The following is an 18,122-nucleotide window of genomic DNA, read 5'->3' on the forward strand; positions in this document are numbered from 1 at the left end:
TACGAGTTCCCGAGGACGTCTGCAGTGCCGTACCCTCCGCCGCCGCGCACCCCCTCGGGTCCGCGCAGAAGATCCTTGCTCGTCTCGGCCGCCGGCGCCGCCCTGCTGGCGGGCTGCTCGGCCGATCCGGACTCCCGTGACAGCGGCGGCTCGTCGGTGACGGACCAGGCACGCGCGCGTGCGGCGCGGGACAGCCGGACCCTGCTGGAGCGGTACGACGCCGTCCTCGCCGCGCATCCGCGGCTGGCCGGGCGGCTGCGGCCCCTGCGCGCCCAGGTCGCGGCGCACGTACGGGCGTTCACGGACGGCACGACGCCCACCGCCACCGTCACCCCCACGGCCACGCCCACGCCGACGGCCGCGAAGTCCTCGGCCTCCGCGGCCTCCGCGGCTGCCGCTCCGGCCGTCCCGGCCGGCGAGAAGGCCGCGCTCGCCGACCTGGCCGGCGCCGAACGCGCCCTCGCCGACTGGCGCGCCAAGGACCTGCTGGAGGTGCCGGGCGAGCTGGCGCGGCTGCTGGCGTCGGTGGCGGCGGCCGGCGCCGCGCACGCCTACCTGCTGACGGAGGGGGCGAAGTGAGCGGCAGGGCGCAGGGCGAGGTGAAGGCGGCCGAGCTGACCGCGCTGCAGGCGGCACTGGCGGCGGAGCACGCGGCGGTGTACGGGTACGGCGTCGTCGGCGGGCGGATCGCAGCGGCGCGCCGGACCGAGGCACGGACGGCGTACGACGCCCACCGGGCGAGCCGGGACGCACTGACCCGCGCGGTCCGCGATCTGGGCGGGCAGCCGGTCGCCGCGGACGCCGCGTACGCGCTGCCTTTCCCGGTGCCGGACTCGGCCACGGCCCTGCGGCTCGCGGCCCGGCTGGAGGACCGGGTGGCCGGCGTCTACGCCGACTTGGTGCGGGCGGCGACGGGCGCGCGGCGCGTCGCGGCGGCCGCGGCGCTCAGGGAGGCCGCGGTGCGCGCGCTGCGCTGGAGCGGGCAGAGCGTAGCCTTCCCTGGGCTCGCCGAGCGGGCCGACGGGGGAACGGGCGCGGCCGGTACCACGCCGTCGGCCGCCGCCTCGGCCACGCCGTGACCCGGTGATCCGGCAGGCGCCCGTACGACAGAACCCCGGACTGGAAGGGAACGACTCGCGCATGGCTTTCGAACCGCCGCCGCGCCTGGTACGGGCGCTCGGTGAGACGGCACCGGCCGGGGACGACTGGCTGGCGCAGCTGCCGGCCACCGCCGAACAGGCCGTCGCCAGGCGCGAGTTGACGGTGGAGCGGGTGCAGGTGCCGGGCGGGCGCAGCAGCCTGGTGGTGCTGGTACGGCGGGCGGACGGCACCCCGGCCGTGCTGAAGCTGGCCCCGCCCAGGGCCCGCCCGGAGAGCGAGCGGGCGGCGCTGGCGCACTGGGGCGGACTCGGCGCCGTACAGCTGCTGGAAGCCGGTGCGGAGGACGGGGCGCTGCTGCTGGAGCGGCTGCACCCGGATGTGTCGGTGCGTTCGCTGCCCGAGGCGAAGGCGCTGCTGGAGGCGGCGGGGACGCTGCGGCGGCTGTGGACGGAACCGCCGGCGCACCATGTCTTCGAGACCGTCACCGAGCGCACCGGGCGGCAGGCGACGGCGATGCGGGCGGGCGCGGACACCGAACCCGGGGTGGCCCCCTTGGTCGACGCGGCGCTTGCGGCCCGCGCGGAGCTGGTGGCCGCGCCGCCCGAGCAGCGGTTGCTGCACGGGACGTTCCGGCAGAGCAAGGTGCTGGCCGGGGAGCGGATGCCGTGGCTTGCGGTGGGGCCGGATCCGGTGGTCGGCGAGTGCGCTTTCGATCTGGCGCGGTTGGTGCGGGACCGGGTGGAGGACCTGATCGCCGCGCCGTCGGGTGCGGGTGCCGTCCGGCGGCGGATCAAGCGGCTGTCGGAGTCGCTGGAAGTTGATCAGGACCGGTTGCGCGCATGGACCCTGTTCCGGGCGGTGGAGTCCGGTGTGCGGGCGCTTCGGGTGGGGCGGCCGAAGGACGGGGAACTCTTGCTGGAGTTCGCCGGGTGGCTTTAGCCGGAGCGGTGCGGAGCAGTGCGGAGTGCGGAGCGGTTGGGGGTGGTGCGGGCCGTCGGCTCACCGCCGGCTCGCCGTGGCTGGTCGCGCGTGTTCCCCGCGCCCCTTCGGGGACGCGGGGAACCGCCCGTGATCAGGCCGTGAGGCGGGCGATCGCGTCCTCGACCGACAGCTCCTCGCGCTCGCCGGTCTTGCGGTCCTTCAGTTCCAGGACGCCCTCGGCCGAGCGGCGGCCGGCGACCAGGATCTGGGGGACGCCGATCAGCTCGGCGTCGGTGAACTTCACGCCCGGGGAGACGCCGGCCCGATCGTCGACCAGGACGCGGACGCCCGCGGCGGCCAGCTTCTCGGCGACGTCGAGGGCCAGTTCGGTCTGCAGGGCCTTGCCCGCGGCGACGACGTGCACGTCGGCCGGGGCGACCTCCTTGGGCCAGCACAGGCCGTGCTCGTCGGCGGTCTGCTCCGCGAGCGCGGCGACGGCACGCGAGACGCCGATGCCGTAGGAGCCCATGGTGACGCGGACCGGCTTGCCGTTCTGGCCGAGGACGTCGAGCTTGAGGGCGTCGGCGTACTTGCGGCCCAGCTGGAAGATGTGGCCGATCTCGATGGCGCGGTCCAGCTTCAGGCCGGTGCCGCACTTCGGGCAGGGGTCGCCCTCCTGCACCACGACGACGTCCACGTACGCGTCGACCTCGAAGTCACGGCCGGCGACGACGTTCCTGGCGTGCGTGTGCTCCTTGTTGGCACCGGTGATCCAGGAGGTGCCGGGGGCCACACGCGGGTCGGCGACGTACTGGACCTTCTCGCCCAGGCCCTGCGGGCCGACGTAGCCACGGACCAGGTCGGGCCGGCCGCCGAAGTCGGCCTCGGTGACCATCTCGACGGTGGCCGGGGCGAAGTGCGCCTCGACCTTGTCCAGGTCGACCTCGCGGTCGCCGGGCACGCCGACGGCGACGATCTCGCCGTCCACCTTGACCAGGAGGTTCTTCAGCGTGGCGGAGGCCGGGACGCCGAGGGAGGCGGCCAGGGTCTCGATGGTCGGGGTGTCGGGGGTGGGGATCTCCTCGAGCGCGGGCACGGCCGAGCCACAGGCCGGCGTCAGCTCGTACGTGATCGCCTCCGTGTTGGCGGCGAAGTCGCAGTTCGGGCAGTCCGCGAAGGTGTCCTCGCCGGCCTCGGCCGGGGCCAGGAACTCCTCCGACTTGGAGCCGCCCATGGCGCCGGCGGTGGCCGCGCAGATGCGGTAGTCGAGGCCGAGGCGCTCGAAGATGCGCTGGTAGGCCTCGCGGTGCAGGGCGTAGGACTGGGCGAGGCCGTCGTCCGCCAGATCGAAGGAGTAGGAGTCCTTCATCTGGAACTCACGGCCGCGCAGGATGCCGGCCCGGGGCCGGGCCTCGTCACGGAACTTGGTCTGGATCTGGTAGAGGATCACCGGCAGGTCCTTGTAGGACGTGCACTGGTCCTTGACCAGGAGGGTGAAGATCTCCTCGTGGGTGGGGCCGAGGAGGTAGTCGCCGCCCTTGCGGTCCTTGAGCCGGAACAGCTCCTGGCCGTACTCGTCCCAGCGGCCGGTCGCCTCGTACGGCTCCCGGGGCAGGAGGGCGGGGAGCAGCACCTCCTGGGCGCCGATGGCGTCCATCTCCTCGCGCACGATCCGCTCCACGTTGGAGAAGACCTTCTTGCCGAGGGGCAGCCAGCTCCAGATGCCGGCGGCGGTGCGGCGGACGTAGCCGGCGCGGACGAGGAGCTTGTGGCTGAGGACCTCGGCGTCCGCCGGGTCGTCGCGCAGCGTCTTCGCCATCAACTGGGACATGCGCTGGACCGGTGCGTTGGCCATGGTTCTCGTACTCCTGCCGGGTAAGGGTGATGGCATAGGAGGTTAGCCGGGCTGGCTGTGCCGGTGGAAATCGGATATGACCGCGCCTTTGTACGCGGCTTTGTACGCGGCTTCGTCCGCCGCTTCATCCACGGCGCAGCGGCAGCGGGGCGCCCATCACCGCGTACGGCCGCGGTGCGCTCGGGAAGTGGACCTGGCGGGCGAGGTCGACATAGCCGAGGGAGTGGTAGAGGCCGCGGGCCGGGCTGTCGGTGTCGATCGCGGAGAGGATCGAGCGGGGTTCGGCGGCGGAGTCCGTGAGGGTGGTGATCAGGCGGCGGCCGATACCGCGGTTCTGGTGGCCGGGGTGGACGTGCAGCTCGGTGATGACGAAGGAGTCGTCCAGCCAGAAGTCGTTGCCGACCGCGCGGAGGTACGGCTCCACCACCGTCGACCACCAGTGGGTACGGGAGTTGGGCATGCCGTACACGAATCCGACGAGCCGTCCGCCGACGGTCGCGCCGAGGGCCCGCGCACCCTGGTACTCCATATGGCGCTGGACGATCTGCCGCCTTACGGCCACTTCGTCCGGGCCGAGCCCGAAGGCGACGGCCTGGACGGCCAAGGCCTCGTCGACGTGGGCGGAGAGGTCCAGGGGGCCGATCACGAGGTCCATGCGGGGAGCGTACAGGGGGCTGCCCGCGGCGGGACCGGCGCGAAGGGCGGGGGCCTAGGTCCTGCGTACGGACCCGGATCGGCCCCGCGGCCGATGATGCCGTCTCGGCGCTCGCCTAGCGTCTTGTGTCATGGACGCTGACAGCACGCTCGACGAGGCCTACGGCCGACTGCACCGTACCGGGCCGGAGTTCGAAGGATGGCTGAGCAATCACGGCCCCATGGCCGTGGAGGCGCTGGTCCGGCACGGGCAGGCACGCCATGTCCATCGCTGGCTGGACCGCTACATGGACCGGCTGGACGAGCTGCCGCGCGGTCTGACGCCGGTCACCGCCGACGACTGGCGCGCGGCGCTCGGCGATGCGCACCGGCTCGCCGACTGGCTCGCGTTCTTCGCGCGGGAGGTCCGGGAGCGGCCCTGGCGCGCCGTACTGGAGACCTGGTGGCCGCGGCTGCTGCCCGGCATCGCGGCCGGCGCCACGCACGGGGTGATCCGTACCGGCCACGCCGTGCACGCCCTGCTGGACCACGAGGACGAGCCCCGGCGGGCCGAGCTGGGCCAGGCCCTCGGCTACTGGGCGGCGCGCTGGCAGCCGGTCCCGCTCACCGCCCCGTCGGGAACCGCCGAGCCCGCCGCCGCCCTGGCCGGCGTACCCCGGGTCCCCGACCAGAGCGCCGGCATCACGCACCGGCTCGGCCAGCTCTCCGGCCTGCCCGGCTGGCCCCCCGCGCTGGCCGCCCTGCGCCCGGCCGCCGACGCCGGCCAGGCCCGCGATCTGCTGGCGGAGGTGACCACGGCGGCGGCGCTGCACTACCTCCCGAACGCGCACGGCTCACCGGTGATGCTGGTGCACGCGGCGACCGCGCCCATGGCCGTGCTGCGCACGCTGCCCGCGCTGCCCCGCACCGAGTGGGTGCCGAGCCTGCACGCGGCGTGGGCGGCGAGTGCGGCCGTGACGGCGGCCTACGCCCCGGCGACGTCCGCTCCCCCGGGCAGCCTGCCCACGGCTCCCGGATCGGCCGAGGAGGTGTTCGAACTGGCGGCTCGGCACGGCGACGAGCACGTCATCAAGCTCGCCGACACCTGCCTGGACGTGCACACACGCACCGGCCGCCCCGAGGCGCTCGCGGCGGTGGTCCGCGCGGCCGGGCTGATCGAGGAGCTGACCGTGTAGCGGTGGCGCGGTGACGGCGGGCCGGACGCGTGGCGGTGCACGGGAGGAGTGGCGGTGGACGCGAGGAGTGGCTAGAACAGCACGCTCATGAACGCGCCGACCTCCTGGAAGCCGACGCGCAGGTACGTCCTTCTCGCCGCCGTGTTGAAGTCGTTCACGTAGAGGCTGACCACCGGCGCCACATCGGCGAGCGCATAGCGCAGGACGGCCGCCATCCCCGGGGCCGCCAGGCCTCTCCCCCGGTATCCGGGGGCCACCCAGACGCCCTGGATCTGGCAGGCCTCGCGGGTCGCCGCGCCGATCTCCGCCTTGAAGACGACCTTGCCGTGCTCGTCGAGGCGGGCGAAGGAGCGGCCGGAGCCGACGAGTTCGGCGACGCGGGCCTGGTACAGCAGGCCGCCGTCGCCGGCCAGCGGGGAGACGCCGACCTCCTCGGTGAACATCGCCACGCACGCCGGCATGATCGTCTCCATCTCGTCCTTGCGGACGCGGCGGACGTAGGGGTCCGGGGCGATGTCGGCGGGCATGCGGTCGGTGACCATCAGGGGCTGGTGCGTGCGGACCTCGCGGGCGGGGCCCCAGTGGGGCTCCAGCAGGCGCCAGAGCGCGGCGGTGGCTTCGGCGGGGCCGACGATGGAGGAGCAGCGGCGGCCGGCCCGGCGGGCGCGGTCGGCGAAGGCGCGGACGGCACGCGGGGTGGCGCAGACCGGGACCAGGTTGGCGCCCGCGTAGCACAGGGATGTGAGCATGCCGTCCTCGTACCAGCCCCACATCTCGCCGCCGAGGCGCCACGGGTCAAGGCCGGCGATCTGCACCCTGGAGGTCACGAAGGCGTTCGCGACCGGCTCGCGGTCGAGGACGGCGAGCGCGGCGTCGAGGTCGCTCGGTTCGAGCACCCGTGAGCTGGTCTGGGTCAACACGTGCGGGACCTCACCCTGGGGTTCTGCTGGTCTCGGCACTATAGCTGCGCTGCCTTGGCCGTGCGCCTTCTAGCTCGGGGGCTGAGGTTCACCGGCGGGCGAGGGTGGGTTGTGGCGGCTCGCGCAGTTCCCCGCGCCTCCGTTCGAGACACGGCGCCACCCGGCGCCGAGAGCCCCGCCAACAGACGGTGACGGGACTCCGACCAAGGTGCGCACGGACTCAGCCGGCCACCGACACCGACAGCTCACCAGCGGTCACACCGTCTACGCCTCGGCCGCGCCCCTTCCAGCTCGGAGGGCTGGGATTCGCCGGCGGGCGAAAGTGCGTTGTGGCGGCTCACGCAGTCCCTCGCACCCCCTCGGGACACGACCCCGCCCAGCGCCAAGAGCCCCGCCAACAGACGGTGACGGGACTCCGACCAAGGTGCGCACGGACTCAGCCGGCCACCCACACCGACAGCTCACCGGAGGCCACGCCGTCCACGCCTCGGCCGCGCCCCTTCCAACCCGGAGGGCTGGGATTCGCCGACGGGCGAAAGTGCGTTGTGGCGACTCGCGCAGTCCCTCGCACCCCCTCGGGACACGACCCCGCCCAGCGCCAAGAGCCCCGCCAACAGACGGTGACGGGACTCCGACCAAGGTGCGCACGGACTCAGCCGGCCACCCACACCGACAGCTCACCGGAGGTCACACCGTCCACGCCTCGGCCGCGCCCCTTCCAGCCTCGGCCGCGCCCCTTCCAGCTCGGAGGGCTCGGGTTCGCCGGCTGGCGAAGGTGCGTTGTGGCGGCTCACGCAGTTCCTCGCGCCCCCGCAGGGCACGGCGCCACCCGGCGCCGAAAAGTCCCGCCATCAGATGGTGACGGGACTCGGACCAGGGTGCGTACGGACTCAGCCCGCCACCGACACCGACGGTTCGCCGGAGGTCACGCCGTCCTTCTCCATCTGCTCGGCCAGCTTCATGGCCTCCTCGATGAGGGTCTCCACGATCTTGGACTCGGGGACGGTCTTGATGACCTCGCCCTTGACGAAGATCTGGCCCTTGCCGTTGCCGGAGGCGACACCGAGGTCGGCCTCGCGGGCCTCGCCCGGACCGTTCACCACGCAGCCCATGACGGCGACGCGCAGCGGGACCTCCATGCCAGTGAGGCCGGCGGTGACCTCTTCGGCGAGCTTGTAGACGTCGACCTGGGCGCGGCCGCAGGACGGGCAGGAGACGATCTCCAGGCCGCGCTGCTTCAGGTTCAGCGACTCCAGGATCTGGATGCCGACCTTGACCTCCTCGGCAGGCGGGGCCGACAAGGAGACGCGGATGGTGTCGCCGATGCCCTGGGAGAGCAGGGCGCCGAAGGCCACGGCCGACTTGATCGTGCCCTGGAACGCCGGGCCGGCCTCCGTCACGCCGAGGTGGAGCGGGTAGTCGCACTGCGCCGCAAGCTGCTTGTACGCCTCGATCATGATCACCGGGTCGTTGTGCTTGACCGAGATCTTGATGTCCCGGAAGCCGTGCTCCTCGAAGAGGGACGCCTCCCACAGGGCCGACTCGACCAGTGCCTCCGGCGTCGCCTTGCCGTACTTCTGGAGCAGCCTCTTGTCGAGGGAGCCCGCGTTGACACCGATGCGGATCGGGGTGCCGTGGTCCTGGGCCGCCTGGGCGATCTCCTTGACCTTGTCGTCGAACTGCTTGATGTTGCCGGGGTTGACGCGGACGGCGGCGCAGCCGGCCTCGATGGCGGCGAAGACGTACTTGGGCTGGAAGTGGATGTCGGCGATGACCGGGATCTGGGACTTGCGGGCGATGGTCGCGAGGGCGTCGGCGTCGTCCTGGGTGGGGCAGGCCACGCGGACGATCTGGCAGCCGGACGCGGTGAGCTCGGCGATCTGCTGCAGGGTGGCGCCGATGTCCGACGTACGGGTCGTCGTCATCGACTGGACCGAGACCGGCGCGTCTCCGCCGACCGCCACGCTTCCGACCTGGATCTGCCGGCTCTTCCGGCGCTCGGCGAGCTTGGTCGGAACGGACGGCATGCCGAGAGAAATCGCAGTCATCTGCTGTGCAACCCCAAGTCGTGGATCTAGGTCCGGTCCCGTCGTCGGGCGGGCTCCAGGCTTCGAGATTACGGCACAGGCCTTGGCCCGAGCACATCCCACCCGTAAACCCACCCATTAGAAGGCGGCCCGGAACACAGCATTCCGGGCCGCCTCGAACGTCACATGGCTACGAGATTTTCACCGGGTTAACCACGTCCGCGATCAGCACCAGGATGGTGAAGCAGACGAAGATCCCGGCCACCACGTACGCCACCGGCATCAGCTTCGCCACGTCGAACGGACCCGGGTCGGGGCGCCGGAGCACCCGGGCCACGTTCCGCCGCAGCGCCTCCCACAGGGCGCCCGCGATGTGCCCGCCGTCCAGCGGGAGCAGCGGGAGCATGTTGAACAGGAACAGCGAGAGGTTGAAGCCGGCGAGCAGCATCACGAACATCGCCACCTGCTGGGAGGCGGGGATGTCCAGGGTGGCGATCTCGCCGGTGACCCGGGCGGCGCCGACGATGCCCATCGGGGAGTCGGGTTCGCGCGGGCCGTCGCCGAAGGCCGCGTTCCACAGCGCGGGGATCTTGCCGGGCAGGGCGGCGAGGGAGTCGACGGCGTCGCCGACCCGGTCGCTCATCCAGGTGACCGACTGGCCGAAGTCCTGGTGGACGACGCCGGTGGCGGAGCCGAAGCCGAGGAAGCCGGCCTTGACGTACTTGCCCTGGACGTACTGCCCGCTGGAGTCCTTCTTGGCGACCAGGTTGGTGGCGATCGTGGCGTGCAGGGTGAGCTGCCTGCCGTCGCGCTCGACGACGATCGGGACGGTTTTCCCGGCGCTGTCCCGGATCAGGTCCGACAGGGTGTTCCAGTCCTTGGTCGGCCTGCCGTCGAAGGAGACGATCTTGTCGCGCTTCTGCATGCCGGCGGCCTGGGCCGGGGAGGGCGCGTCGGACTTCTTGCAGCTGTCGCGGTGCTCGCTCTGCGCGATGACGCAGGGCGAGACGGAGGCGACGGTGGTGGTCTGCTGCTGGATGCCGAAGCCCATGAGCACGGTGAAGAACAGGCCGATCGCGAGGATCAGGTTCATGAACGGGCCCGCGAACATCACGATGACGCGCTTCCACGGCTTGCGTGTGTAGAACATGCGCGTCTCGTCACCGGGCTGCAGTTCCTCGAAGGCCGCCGAGCGGGCGTCCTCGATCATGCCCCGCCACGGGGAGGTCGAGCGGGCTGAGACCCGGCCCTGGTCGTCGGGCGGGAACATCCCGATCATGCGGATGTAGCCGCCGAGCGGGACCGCCTTGATGCCGTACTCGGTGTCCCCCTTCTTCCGCGACCAGATGGTCGGGCCGAAGCCGACCATGTACTGCGGGACGCGGATGCCGAAGAGCTTGGCCGTGGACAGGTGCCCCAGCTCGTGCCACGCGATCGAGACGAGCAGGCCGACCGCGAAGACCACTATGCCGAGGATGAACATCAAGGTCGTCATGCACGCGCCTCCGCGGTCGCCGTCGTGGCAGTCAGTTCACGAGCCCGGGCGCGGGCCCAGGTCTCCGCTTCGAGGACGTCCGACACCGTGAGTGAAGTTCCCGAGTCCGGGGTGCCGTGTTCCTCGACGACCCGGGTGACGGTCTCCATGATCCCGTTGAAGGGCAGCGCGCCGCCCAGGAAGGCCTCGACGCACTCCTCGTTGGCCGCATTGAACACCGCCGGGGCGGTCCCCGCGAGCTGCCCCACGTGCCGGGCGAGGTTCACCGAGGGGAAGGCCTCATTGTCCAGGGGGAAGAACTCCCAGGTGGAGGCCTTGCTCCAGTCGAAAGCGGGCGCGGCGTCGGAAACGCGTTCGGGCCAGCCCAGACCGATGGCGATGGGCCCGCGCATGTCGGGGGGCGTCGCCTGGGCGATCGTGGATCCGTCGGTGAACTCGACCATCGAGTGGACATACGACTGGGGATGCACGACCACCTCAATGCGGTCGAAGGGAATGTCGTAGAGGAGGTGTGCCTCGATGACCTCCAGGCCCTTGTTGACGAGGGTCGCGGAGTTGATCGTGATCACCGGGCCCATCGCCCAGGTGGGGTGGGCGAGGGCGTCCTCGACGGTGACGTTCGCCAGCTCGGCCTCGGTGCGGCCGCGGAAGGGGCCACCGGAGGCGGTGACGACGAGTTTGCGCACGTCGGCGCGGGTACCGGCGGCGAGGGCCTGGAAGAGGGCGGCGTGCTCGGAGTCGACCGGGATGATCTGGCCGGGCTTGGCCAGCCCCTTGACCAGCGGCCCGCCGACGATCAGGGACTCCTTGTTGGCGAGCGCGAGGGTGCGGCCCGCCTGCAGTGCGGCGAGGGTGGGCGCGAGGCCGATGGAGCCGGTGATGCCGTTCAGCACCGTGTGGCAGTCGGAGGCGGCGAGCTGGGTGGCCGCGTCCGGGCCGGCGAGGATCTCGGGGAGCGGCTCCCCGGGGCCGTACTCGGCGGCGAGTGCCTCGCGCAGGGCGGGTACGGCGTCCTCGCGGGCGACCGCCACGGTCCGCACCCGCAGCCGGTGCGCCTGCTCGGCCAGGAGGGCGACCCGGCCGCCGTTCGCGGACAGGGCGGTGACCCGGAAGCGGTCGGGGTGGCGCAGCACGAGGTCGATGGCCTGGGTGCCGATGGATCCGGTGGAGCCGAGGATCACCACGTCCTTGGGGCCGTCACCCGCGACCGGGTCGTAGACGAGGTGCGGGTCGGCGAGGGGTGCCGGATGGGCGAGGCTGTCGGTCATCCCTCCATTGTTGCCGCAAGCGGTGACGGTCCGGACAGGGCATCCCCCGGGCGGGTGCGTTAACAGGTTTCGTCGGCGGATGAAGCAATTTTCTCGCCGTGAAGTACCTGTGAAGATCATGTGAGCGATACTCTGCTCGGCACCCGGCCCGGACGGCGGGGAGCATCCACAGAAAACGTGCACCTTCGGGCGCCGATCATGGCATCCTTTCGTCGGCGCCCGCCAAGAAGGGCCACATAGGGGGAGGAATCACCATCATGAACCGCATGCGTGCGACCGCGACCGTCCTGGCGACGGCCGGTCTGCTCACCGCCGCTCAGCTCGGTCTCGCCGGGGGCGCGTTCGCCGCCGCCAAGGCGCCGCAGAGCGCCGGCTGTCCGGTCGACCTGTTCTACCCGAGCCGCTTCTACATCGACTCGCACGGCTGGGTGACCAACGGGGGGCTGTACTTCGGCATCAAGAACCTGAGCACGACGAAGGCCTTCAGGAACGTCTCGCTCACCATCACGGACATGAAGAACATCCGCTTCGGCTCGGCCAGGGCCACGGGCGGCAAGGTCACCCACAAGACGTCGACGACGGTGACCGTGGGCACGGGGACGCTGAACAAGAAGGCGAGCCTCGGCGTGAGGGTGCAGACGCATCTGCTCAACACCCGCGCCTACCAGGTGAAGTTCACCCTGCGCGGCTCGGGCTGGACCTGCGCCGTGAACCAGGGCACCTGGGGCAACTGACCCCAGGCACCCGGTGGGCCGGACCAGGGGGACTCAGGCGCCGTAAGGACGGCGTTCGTTCTCCCGGGCGGACGGTCCGGGGGTCGCGTCGGCGATCCACGGGCCGTCCCCGGAGGGATCGACGATGCCCTCCTCCAGCCAGGTGTAGGACCCGCCCAGCACGCCCTTGACCACCTTGCGGTCGAGGTCGTCGGTGTTGGTCCACAGCCGGTCGAAGAGTTCCTCGACGCGGATACGGGCCTGCCGGCAGAAGGCGTCGGCCAGCTGGTAGGCCTCGCGGCCGTGTTCGCCCCGGCTGCGCAGCAGTTCGGCGCGGACACAGGCCGCGCTCATCGCGAACAGCTCGGCACCGATGTCCACGATCCGCCCGAGGAAGCCCTGCTTGGTCTCCATCCGGCCCTGCCAGCGGGACATGGCGTAGAAGGTGGAGCGGGCCAGCTTGCGGGCGGTGCGCTCGACATGGCGCAGATGTCCGGACAGATCGACGTCCTGCCTGAACTCGCCGTACGACAGGGGGAGTTGGCCCGGCCCGGCGACCAGCTTCGGCAGCCACTTGGCGTAGAAGACGCCCGCGTGCGCGCCCGCCCTCGCCTTGTCGGACAGGGACTTGTCGGGGTCGATGAGATCACCGGCGACGGAGAGGTGGGCGTCGACGGCCTCGCGGGCGATCAGCAGGTGCATGATCTCCGTGGAGCCCTCGAAGATGCGGTTGATGCGCAGATCGCGCAGCATCTGCTCGGCCGGGACCGCCCGCTCGCCGCGCGCCTTCAGGGACTCGGCCGTCTCGTAGCCGCGGCCGCCGCGGATCTGGACCAGTTCGTCGGCCATCTTCCAGGCCATCTCGGAACCGTAGAGCTTGGCGAGGGCGGCCTCGATGCGGATGTCGTTGCGGTCCTCGTCGGCCATCTGCGAGGAGAGGTCGAGGACGGCCTCCAGGGCGAAGGTGGTGGCCGCGATGAAGCTGATCTTGGAGCCGACGGCCTCGTGCAGCGCCACCGGCTTGCCCCACTGCTCGCGCTCCGCCGACCACTCGCGGGCGATCTTCAGGCACCACTTGCCGGAGCCCGCGCACATCGCGGGCAGCGAGAGCCGGCCGGTGTTGAGGGTGGTCAGCGCGATCTTCAGGCCCGCGCCCTCGGGCCCGATGCGGTTCGCGGCGGGCACCCGGACCTGATGGAAGCGGGTGACGCCGTTCTCGATGCCGCGCAGGCCCATGAAGGCGTTGCGGTTCTCGACGGTGATGCCCGGCGCCGTCGCCTCCACCACGAACGCGGTGATGCCGCCCTTGTGCCCCTCGGACTTCGGCACCCGGGCCATGACGACGAGCAGATCGGCGACCACGCCGTTGGTGGTCCACAGCTTCACCCCGTCGAGGACGTAGTCCTCCCCGTCGGGTACGGCGGTGGTCGCGAGCCGTGCCGGGTCGGAGCCGACGTCCGGCTCGGTGAGCAGGAAGGCGGAGATGTCGGTGCGGGCGCAGCGCGGCAGGAACGCGTCCTTCTGCTCCTGGGTGCCGAACATCTTCAGCGGCTGCGGCACGCCGATCGACTGGTGGGCGGAGAGGAGGGCGCCGACGGCGGGGCTCACGGAGCCGACCAGGGCGAGGGCCTTGTTGTAGTAGAGCTGGGTGAGGCCGAGACCGCCGTACTTGGGGTCGATCTTCATGCCGAGGGCGCCGAGTTCCTTCAGGCCCGCCACGACCTCGTCGGGGATCCGGGCCTCGCGCTCGATGCGGGCCCCGTCGACGGTGCTCTCGCAGAACGCGCGCAGTGCGGCGAGGAACTCCTCGCCGCGCCGCACGGACTCGTCGTCCGGGAGCGGGTGGGGGTGGATGAGGTCGAGCCGGAAGCGCCCGAGGAACAGTTCCTTGGCGAAGCTGGGCTTGCGCCAGTCCTGTTCCCGGGCGGCCTCCGCCACCTGGCGCGCCTCGCGCTCGGTGACGGTGGTGCGTGAAGTGGTGGGGGCGGACATTGAGGCTCACCTCGCCGCGAAAGAGGATGACTGGGACGTTCACTACCGACCAGTGCTACTGGATCGTTCGTACCCGAAACGGGCCCACCCCACCACCCCTCGCGCGGCCATCCGGCCGAAAGCCTGCCACAGCCCCGGCGCACGGGTGTGTACTGCTTCTCGACGGTTACGTCCGAGATATCGGTCAGCCCCCTTGAGGAGCGAAAAGGTGTCGAAGCGCTTCGACGGCCTCTGGACACCCCGCCTCGGCTGAGGCTAGTGTCCCTCTCACCCTCACTCGTCCTTGTCAGCAGCGCGCGTTGTCGAAGCGCTTCACGAAGCTTGGAGCACGGATGGTCACCCTCGCCGAGGTCGCCCAGCACGCCGGAGTCTCGGCGAGCACGGTGAGCTATGTCCTCAGCGGCAAGCGGTCCATCTCCGCGACCACCCGGCACCGGGTCGAGCAAAGTATCCGGGAACTGGGCTACCACCCGAACGCCGGCGCCCGCGCCCTGGCCGGCAAACGGTCGAACATCATCGCGCTGATGGTCCCGCTGCGCACCGACATGTACGTGCCGGTGATGATGGAGATCGCCATCGCGGTGGCCACCACGGCACGCTTCCACGGCTACGACGTCCTGCTGCTCACCGGAGAGGAAGGGCCCGACGCGGTGCGCCGGGTGACCGGCAGCGGCCTCGCCGACGCGATGATCCTGATGGACGTCGAGCTGCAGGACGAGCGGCTGCCGCTGCTGCGGGAGACCGACCAGCCCTCGGTACTGATCGGCCTGCCCGCCGACACAACGGGTCTGACCTGCGTGGACCTGGACTGGAGCGCGACGGGCGCGCTCTGCGTGGAGCAGCTGGCGGGGCTCGGTCACCGTGATGTCGCTGTCATCGGCGAGGCTCCGGCCGTCTATGAACGGCACACCGGTTTCGCCGAGCGCACCCTCGACGGACTGCGTTCCCGGGCCCGCGCGGCGGGCGTCCGGGTGCTGCACCGCCCGTGCGAGGGCGGGTACGACGCGCTGGCCCTCACCCTGGCCCGGATCTTCGACGAGCGCCCGGCGACGACCGGGTTCGTGGTGCAGAACGAGTCGGCGGTGGAGCCGCTGCTCGCGCTGCTGCGCCAGCAGGGCCGGGCCGTGCCGGAGGACGTGTCCGTGGTCGCGATCTGCCCGGACCAGGTCGCCGTCCAGGCCTCGGTGCGGCTGACCTCGGTCGCGATCCCGGCACAGGAGATGGGCCGGTACGCGGTCGAGCACCTGGTGGCCAAGCTGGACGGGCGGGGCAGCGACGAGGTCGTGCTGCTCGCGCCCGAGCTGACGGTCCGGGCGAGTACGGGACCGGCCCCGGCCGCCTCCTGACACCACCACTTCTCATCTGCCTCGTCCATGCGGGGCACCCCTCTGCCTGCGTCCCTGTCTGCACTCCTCACTCCAGGAGCACGCCGTGAATCAGCATGCCGTCGCGCAGCCCAAGGTCGGTCTCGCCCAGTCCTCCCCCACCGTCGGCAGCTTCCGTGAGCGGGACGGGGCGCTGGAGTGGAGCGGCCGGCAGGAGACGGTGCGGTTCGAGCCCTGGGGTCCGGACGCGGTCCGGGTGCGCGCCCGGCTCGGCGGCCCGGTGCTGGAGGGGCTGCCGGGGGCGCTCCTCGACGCCCCGCCCGCCCGGGACGGCACGGTCGAGATCGGTGCCGGGGCAGGGCGGTTGACGGTCGGCGCGCTGACCGTCGAGGTGAGCGCCGAGGGCCTGGTCCGCTTTTTGCGCACCGAGGACCGCAGCGAGCTGCTCGCCGAGGAGCGGGCCCACTTCTGGTGGCCGGGTCCGCGCCTGTACACGGCGGTCGGGGGCGGCCGGCACCGCCTGGAGCAGCGCTTCGCCGCCTACGAAGGCGAGAAGCTGTACGGCCTCGGGCAGCATCAGCACGGGCGTCTGGACCAGAAGGGCCTGGTGCTGGACCTGGTGCAGCGCAACGCCGAGGTGAGCGTCCCGGTGCTGGTGTCCAGCCGGGGCTACACCCTGCTGTGGAACAACCCGGCGATCGGCCGGGTGGAGCTGGCGGGCAACGGCACCCGCTGGGTCGCGGACTCGGCACGGCAGATCGACTACTGGATCACGGCCGGGACTCCGGCCGAGGGCCAGCGCAACTACAGTGCGGCGACGGGCCGTTCACCGATGCTCCCGGACTGGGCGGCCGGCTTCTGGCAGTGCAAGCTGCGCTACCGCACCCAGGACGAACTCCTCGCCGTGGTCCGGGAGTACAAGCGCCGGGGACTGCCCCTGTCGGCGATCGTGTGCGACTTCTTCCACTGGACCCACCTCGGCGACTGGCGCTTCGACCCCAAGGAGTGGCCCGACCCCGCGGCGATGGTCCGCGAGCTGGACGAGCTGGGCGTCAAGCTGGTCGTGTCCGTGTGGCCGTCGGTGTCCCCCCTCTCGGAGAACCACCGGCTCATGGAGCAGCGCGGCCACTTCATCGGCACCCAGTACGGCCCGCTGGCGCACGCCGACTGGCCGGACAAGGAGGTCGCCACCCCGGTCCAGGTGGCCTTCTACGACGCCACGAACCCCGGTGCGCGGGAGTTCGTGTGGTCCCGTGTCCGGGACAACTACCTCGCCCCGTACGGCATCTCGGCCTTCTGGCTGGACGCCTGCGAGCCGGAGCTGAAGCCGGGCTTCCCGGAGAACCTGCGCTACTGGGCGGGCCCGGGTCTGGAGGGTCGGCAATCTCTACCCGCGCGAGAACGCCCGTACCTTCCACGAGGGCCTGCGGGCGTCCGGTCTGGGCGACGACGAGGTGATCAGCCTCAACCGCTCCGCGTGGGCGGGCAGTCAGCGCTACGGCGCGGCCCTGTGGTCCGGTGACATCGGCACCGACTTCGCAACCCTGCGCCGCCAGATCGCGGCCGGCCTCAACACCGCGCTGTCCGGCATCCCCTGGTGGAACACCGACATCGGCGGGTTCCACGGCGGCGACCCGCAGGACCCGGCGTACCGCGAGGTGATGATCCGCTGGTTCCAGTTCGGCGCGCTGTCCCCGCTGATGCGGCTGCACGGCTTCCGCGACCCGGGCATGCCGCTGGGCCCGGAGATGACCGGCGGCCCGAACGAGGTGTGGTCCTACGGCACGGAGGCCGGCGCGATCCTGGAGAAGTACCTGCACCTGCGCGAGCGCCTCAGGCCCTACATCCTGAACGTCATGCGCGAGGCCCACGAGGAAGGGCTGCCGGTGCTGCGCCCGCTGTTCCTGGAGTTCCCGGACGACGAGGCGGCGTGGTCGGTGGACGACGCGTACCTCTTCGGCCGGGACCTGCTGGCGGCCCCGGTGCTGACCGCGGGCGCGACGGCCCGGACGGCGTACCTCCCGGCGGGCGCGCGCTGGACGGACGCGTGGACGGGCGAGCCGTACGAGGGCGGTACGGCGGTGACGGTGGACGCGCCGCTGGACCACATCCCGCTGTTCCTGCGGGACGGCGCGGAGCTGCCGATCACCGGGTGAGCGAGCACGCGAAGGGGACCGGCCCCCTCGTTCCGCGTGGGGCGCAACTGCTGCTGACCAGGTGGGGCCGCCGAGGGAGACGGTGCCCTGGGCGCTACCGAGCGGGCCGACGGCGCCGGTCTTGTTGACCCAGAATGATCTCGTACTTGTGGTGCGCGTCCCAGGTGAGGTCCAGCTCCGCGCCGAACCGGGTCCGGATGCCCCGGAGTTCGCCGGACGGGCAGGCGTCCGGGACGGCGGGCAGCAGCACGAGGCGGTCCGGGGTGGACTGCACGAGCAGCTCCAGGGCGCGGTGGGCGGCGGCGGCCAGCACGCTTCGGCGAACGGACACGGGACACGGCGCAACGGCTGTTGAAGCGCTTCGATGTTGCTGCGAGGTTAAGTGAACACCTGGGCGCGCACAAGGGGTCGCACCCAAGATTCCTGCGCCACCCCGCGCCGCCCCACGTATGCCTTACCATCCTTGCGATGTCGGCCAGATGGGCAACTTCTCCGCGCCCGGTACCTTGACATCTCGGCC

Annotated in this window: 13 protein-coding genes and 2 pseudogenes; 7 read left to right on the top strand and 8 right to left on the bottom strand. The window is 71.7% G+C overall.

All coding sequences use genetic code 11. The annotated features are described in order from the left end of the window. Positions 1-24: 24 nt before the first annotated feature. The 3 genes from AB5L52_RS12670 (at position 25) to AB5L52_RS12680 (ending at position 2,040) form a co-directional block, all read left to right on the top strand. On the top strand, positions 25-579 hold the full coding sequence (locus AB5L52_RS12670; RefSeq protein WP_369364048.1) for a hypothetical protein: 555 nt from the start codon (positions 25-27) through the stop codon (positions 577-579). After that, complete coding sequence (locus AB5L52_RS12675) at positions 576-1,079, top strand: ferritin-like domain-containing protein (RefSeq protein ID WP_351024666.1); 504 nt, start codon at positions 576-578, stop codon at positions 1,077-1,079. Before AB5L52_RS12670 ends, AB5L52_RS12675 begins: the two co-directional genes overlap by 4 nt. Positions 1,080-1,140: 61 nt before the next feature. Further along, positions 1,141-2,040 carry an aminoglycoside phosphotransferase family protein gene (locus AB5L52_RS12680; RefSeq protein ID WP_369364050.1) on the top strand — a complete coding sequence of 300 codons (900 nt, stop codon included), beginning with the start codon at positions 1,141-1,143 and terminating at the stop codon, positions 2,038-2,040. Positions 2,041-2,173: 133 nt separating this feature from the next. On the opposite strand, the gene AB5L52_RS12685 is transcribed toward AB5L52_RS12680, so the two are convergent. Together AB5L52_RS12685 and AB5L52_RS12690 are read right to left on the bottom strand one after the other, a co-directional pair. Continuing rightward, positions 2,174-3,877 (bottom strand): proline--tRNA ligase, encoded by a 1,704-nt coding sequence (locus AB5L52_RS12685; RefSeq protein ID WP_351024662.1) that lies wholly within the window; start codon positions 3,875-3,877, stop codon positions 2,174-2,176. Positions 3,878-4,001: 124 nt separating this feature from the next. After that, on the bottom strand, positions 4,002-4,532 hold the full coding sequence (locus AB5L52_RS12690) for a GNAT family N-acetyltransferase (protein ID WP_351024659.1): 531 nt from the start codon (positions 4,530-4,532) through the stop codon (positions 4,002-4,004). A 130-nt stretch (positions 4,533-4,662) separates the two neighbouring features. Here AB5L52_RS12690 and AB5L52_RS12695 point away from each other — a divergent pair, with 130 nt between their 5' ends. Then, on the top strand, positions 4,663-5,706 hold the full coding sequence (locus tag AB5L52_RS12695) for a questin oxidase family protein (protein ID WP_369364053.1): 1,044 nt from the start codon (positions 4,663-4,665) through the stop codon (positions 5,704-5,706). 71 nt (positions 5,707-5,777) lie between these two features. Here AB5L52_RS12695 and AB5L52_RS12700 read toward each other — a convergent pair whose 3' ends face one another. From AB5L52_RS12700 to dxr, 4 genes are all read right to left on the bottom strand, one after another. Next, on the bottom strand, positions 5,778-6,626 hold the full coding sequence (locus AB5L52_RS12700; protein WP_369364055.1) for a GNAT family N-acetyltransferase: 849 nt from the start codon (positions 6,624-6,626) through the stop codon (positions 5,778-5,780). 890 nt (positions 6,627-7,516) lie between these two features. Then, on the bottom strand, positions 7,517-8,674 hold the full coding sequence (gene ispG, locus AB5L52_RS12705) for a flavodoxin-dependent (E)-4-hydroxy-3-methylbut-2-enyl-diphosphate synthase (RefSeq protein ID WP_351024653.1): 1,158 nt from the start codon (positions 8,672-8,674) through the stop codon (positions 7,517-7,519). Between the two features lie 169 nt (positions 8,675-8,843). Next, positions 8,844-10,136: a site-2 protease family protein gene (locus tag AB5L52_RS12710; RefSeq protein WP_351565102.1), complete on the bottom strand. Its 1,293-nt coding sequence runs from the start codon at positions 10,134-10,136 to the stop codon at positions 8,844-8,846. Between the two features lie 8 nt (positions 10,137-10,144). Continuing rightward, positions 10,145-11,416, bottom strand: a complete 1,272-nt coding sequence (dxr, locus tag AB5L52_RS12715; RefSeq protein WP_351024648.1) for a 1-deoxy-D-xylulose-5-phosphate reductoisomerase — start codon at positions 11,414-11,416, stop codon at positions 10,145-10,147. A gap of 257 nt (positions 11,417-11,673) precedes the next feature. On the opposite strand from dxr, the gene AB5L52_RS12720 reads away from it, so the two are divergent. Further along, positions 11,674-12,150: a hypothetical protein gene (locus tag AB5L52_RS12720; protein ID WP_351766415.1), complete on the top strand. Its 477-nt coding sequence runs from the start codon at positions 11,674-11,676 to the stop codon at positions 12,148-12,150. 33 nt (positions 12,151-12,183) lie between these two features. Here AB5L52_RS12720 and AB5L52_RS12725 read toward each other — a convergent pair whose 3' ends face one another. Then, entirely contained in the window at positions 12,184-14,121 is a 1,938-nt protein-coding gene (locus tag AB5L52_RS12725) for an acyl-CoA dehydrogenase family protein (RefSeq protein WP_369364058.1), read from the bottom strand. A gap of 332 nt (positions 14,122-14,453) precedes the next feature. On the opposite strand from AB5L52_RS12725, the gene AB5L52_RS12730 reads away from it, so the two are divergent. Both AB5L52_RS12730 and AB5L52_RS12735 read left to right on the top strand, forming a co-directional pair. Beyond that, positions 14,454-15,467 (top strand): LacI family DNA-binding transcriptional regulator, encoded by a 1,014-nt coding sequence (locus AB5L52_RS12730; protein WP_369364060.1) that lies wholly within the window; start codon positions 14,454-14,456, stop codon positions 15,465-15,467. 85 nt (positions 15,468-15,552) lie between these two features. Continuing rightward, positions 15,553-17,602, top strand: a pseudogene (locus AB5L52_RS12735) (TIM-barrel domain-containing protein). Between the two features lie 160 nt (positions 17,603-17,762). On the opposite strand, the pseudogene AB5L52_RS12740 reads toward AB5L52_RS12735, so the two are convergent. Beyond that, a pseudogene (locus tag AB5L52_RS12740) lies at positions 17,763-17,888 on the bottom strand (glycoside hydrolase family 95-like protein); the annotation flags it as partial. Positions 17,889-18,122: the final 234 nt, after the last annotated feature.

It is taken from the genome of Streptomyces sp. CG4 (genome assembly GCF_041080655.1).
In the GTDB taxonomy this organism is placed as follows: Bacteria; Actinomycetota; Actinomycetes; order Streptomycetales; family Streptomycetaceae; genus Streptomyces.

What these genes read in the sequence shown, in the direction of transcription:
- AB5L52_RS12710 (WP_351565102.1), bottom strand. Translation starts at nt 10,136, where the DNA reads ATGTTCATCCTCGGCATAGTGGTCTTCGCGGTCGGCCTGCTCGTCTCG.
- AB5L52_RS12685 (WP_351024662.1), bottom strand. Translation starts at nt 3,877, where the DNA reads ATGGCCAACGCACCGGTCCAGCGCATGTCCCAGTTGATGGCGAAGACG.
- AB5L52_RS12730 (WP_369364060.1), top strand. Translation starts at nt 14,454, where the DNA reads ATGGTCACCCTCGCCGAGGTCGCCCAGCACGCCGGAGTCTCGGCGAGC.
- AB5L52_RS12695 (WP_369364053.1), top strand. Translation starts at nt 4,663, where the DNA reads ATGGACGCTGACAGCACGCTCGACGAGGCCTACGGCCGACTGCACCGT.
- AB5L52_RS12690 (WP_351024659.1), bottom strand. Translation starts at nt 4,532, where the DNA reads ATGGACCTCGTGATCGGCCCCCTGGACCTCTCCGCCCACGTCGACGAG.
- AB5L52_RS12680 (WP_369364050.1), top strand. Translation starts at nt 1,141, where the DNA reads ATGGCTTTCGAACCGCCGCCGCGCCTGGTACGGGCGCTCGGTGAGACG.
- dxr (WP_351024648.1), bottom strand. Translation starts at nt 11,416, where the DNA reads ATGACCGACAGCCTCGCCCATCCGGCACCCCTCGCCGACCCGCACCTC.
- AB5L52_RS12720 (WP_351766415.1), top strand. Translation starts at nt 11,674, where the DNA reads ATGAACCGCATGCGTGCGACCGCGACCGTCCTGGCGACGGCCGGTCTG.
- AB5L52_RS12725 (WP_369364058.1), bottom strand. Translation starts at nt 14,121, where the DNA reads ATGTCCGCCCCCACCACTTCACGCACCACCGTCACCGAGCGCGAGGCG.
- ispG (WP_351024653.1), bottom strand. Translation starts at nt 8,674, where the DNA reads ATGACTGCGATTTCTCTCGGCATGCCGTCCGTTCCGACCAAGCTCGCC.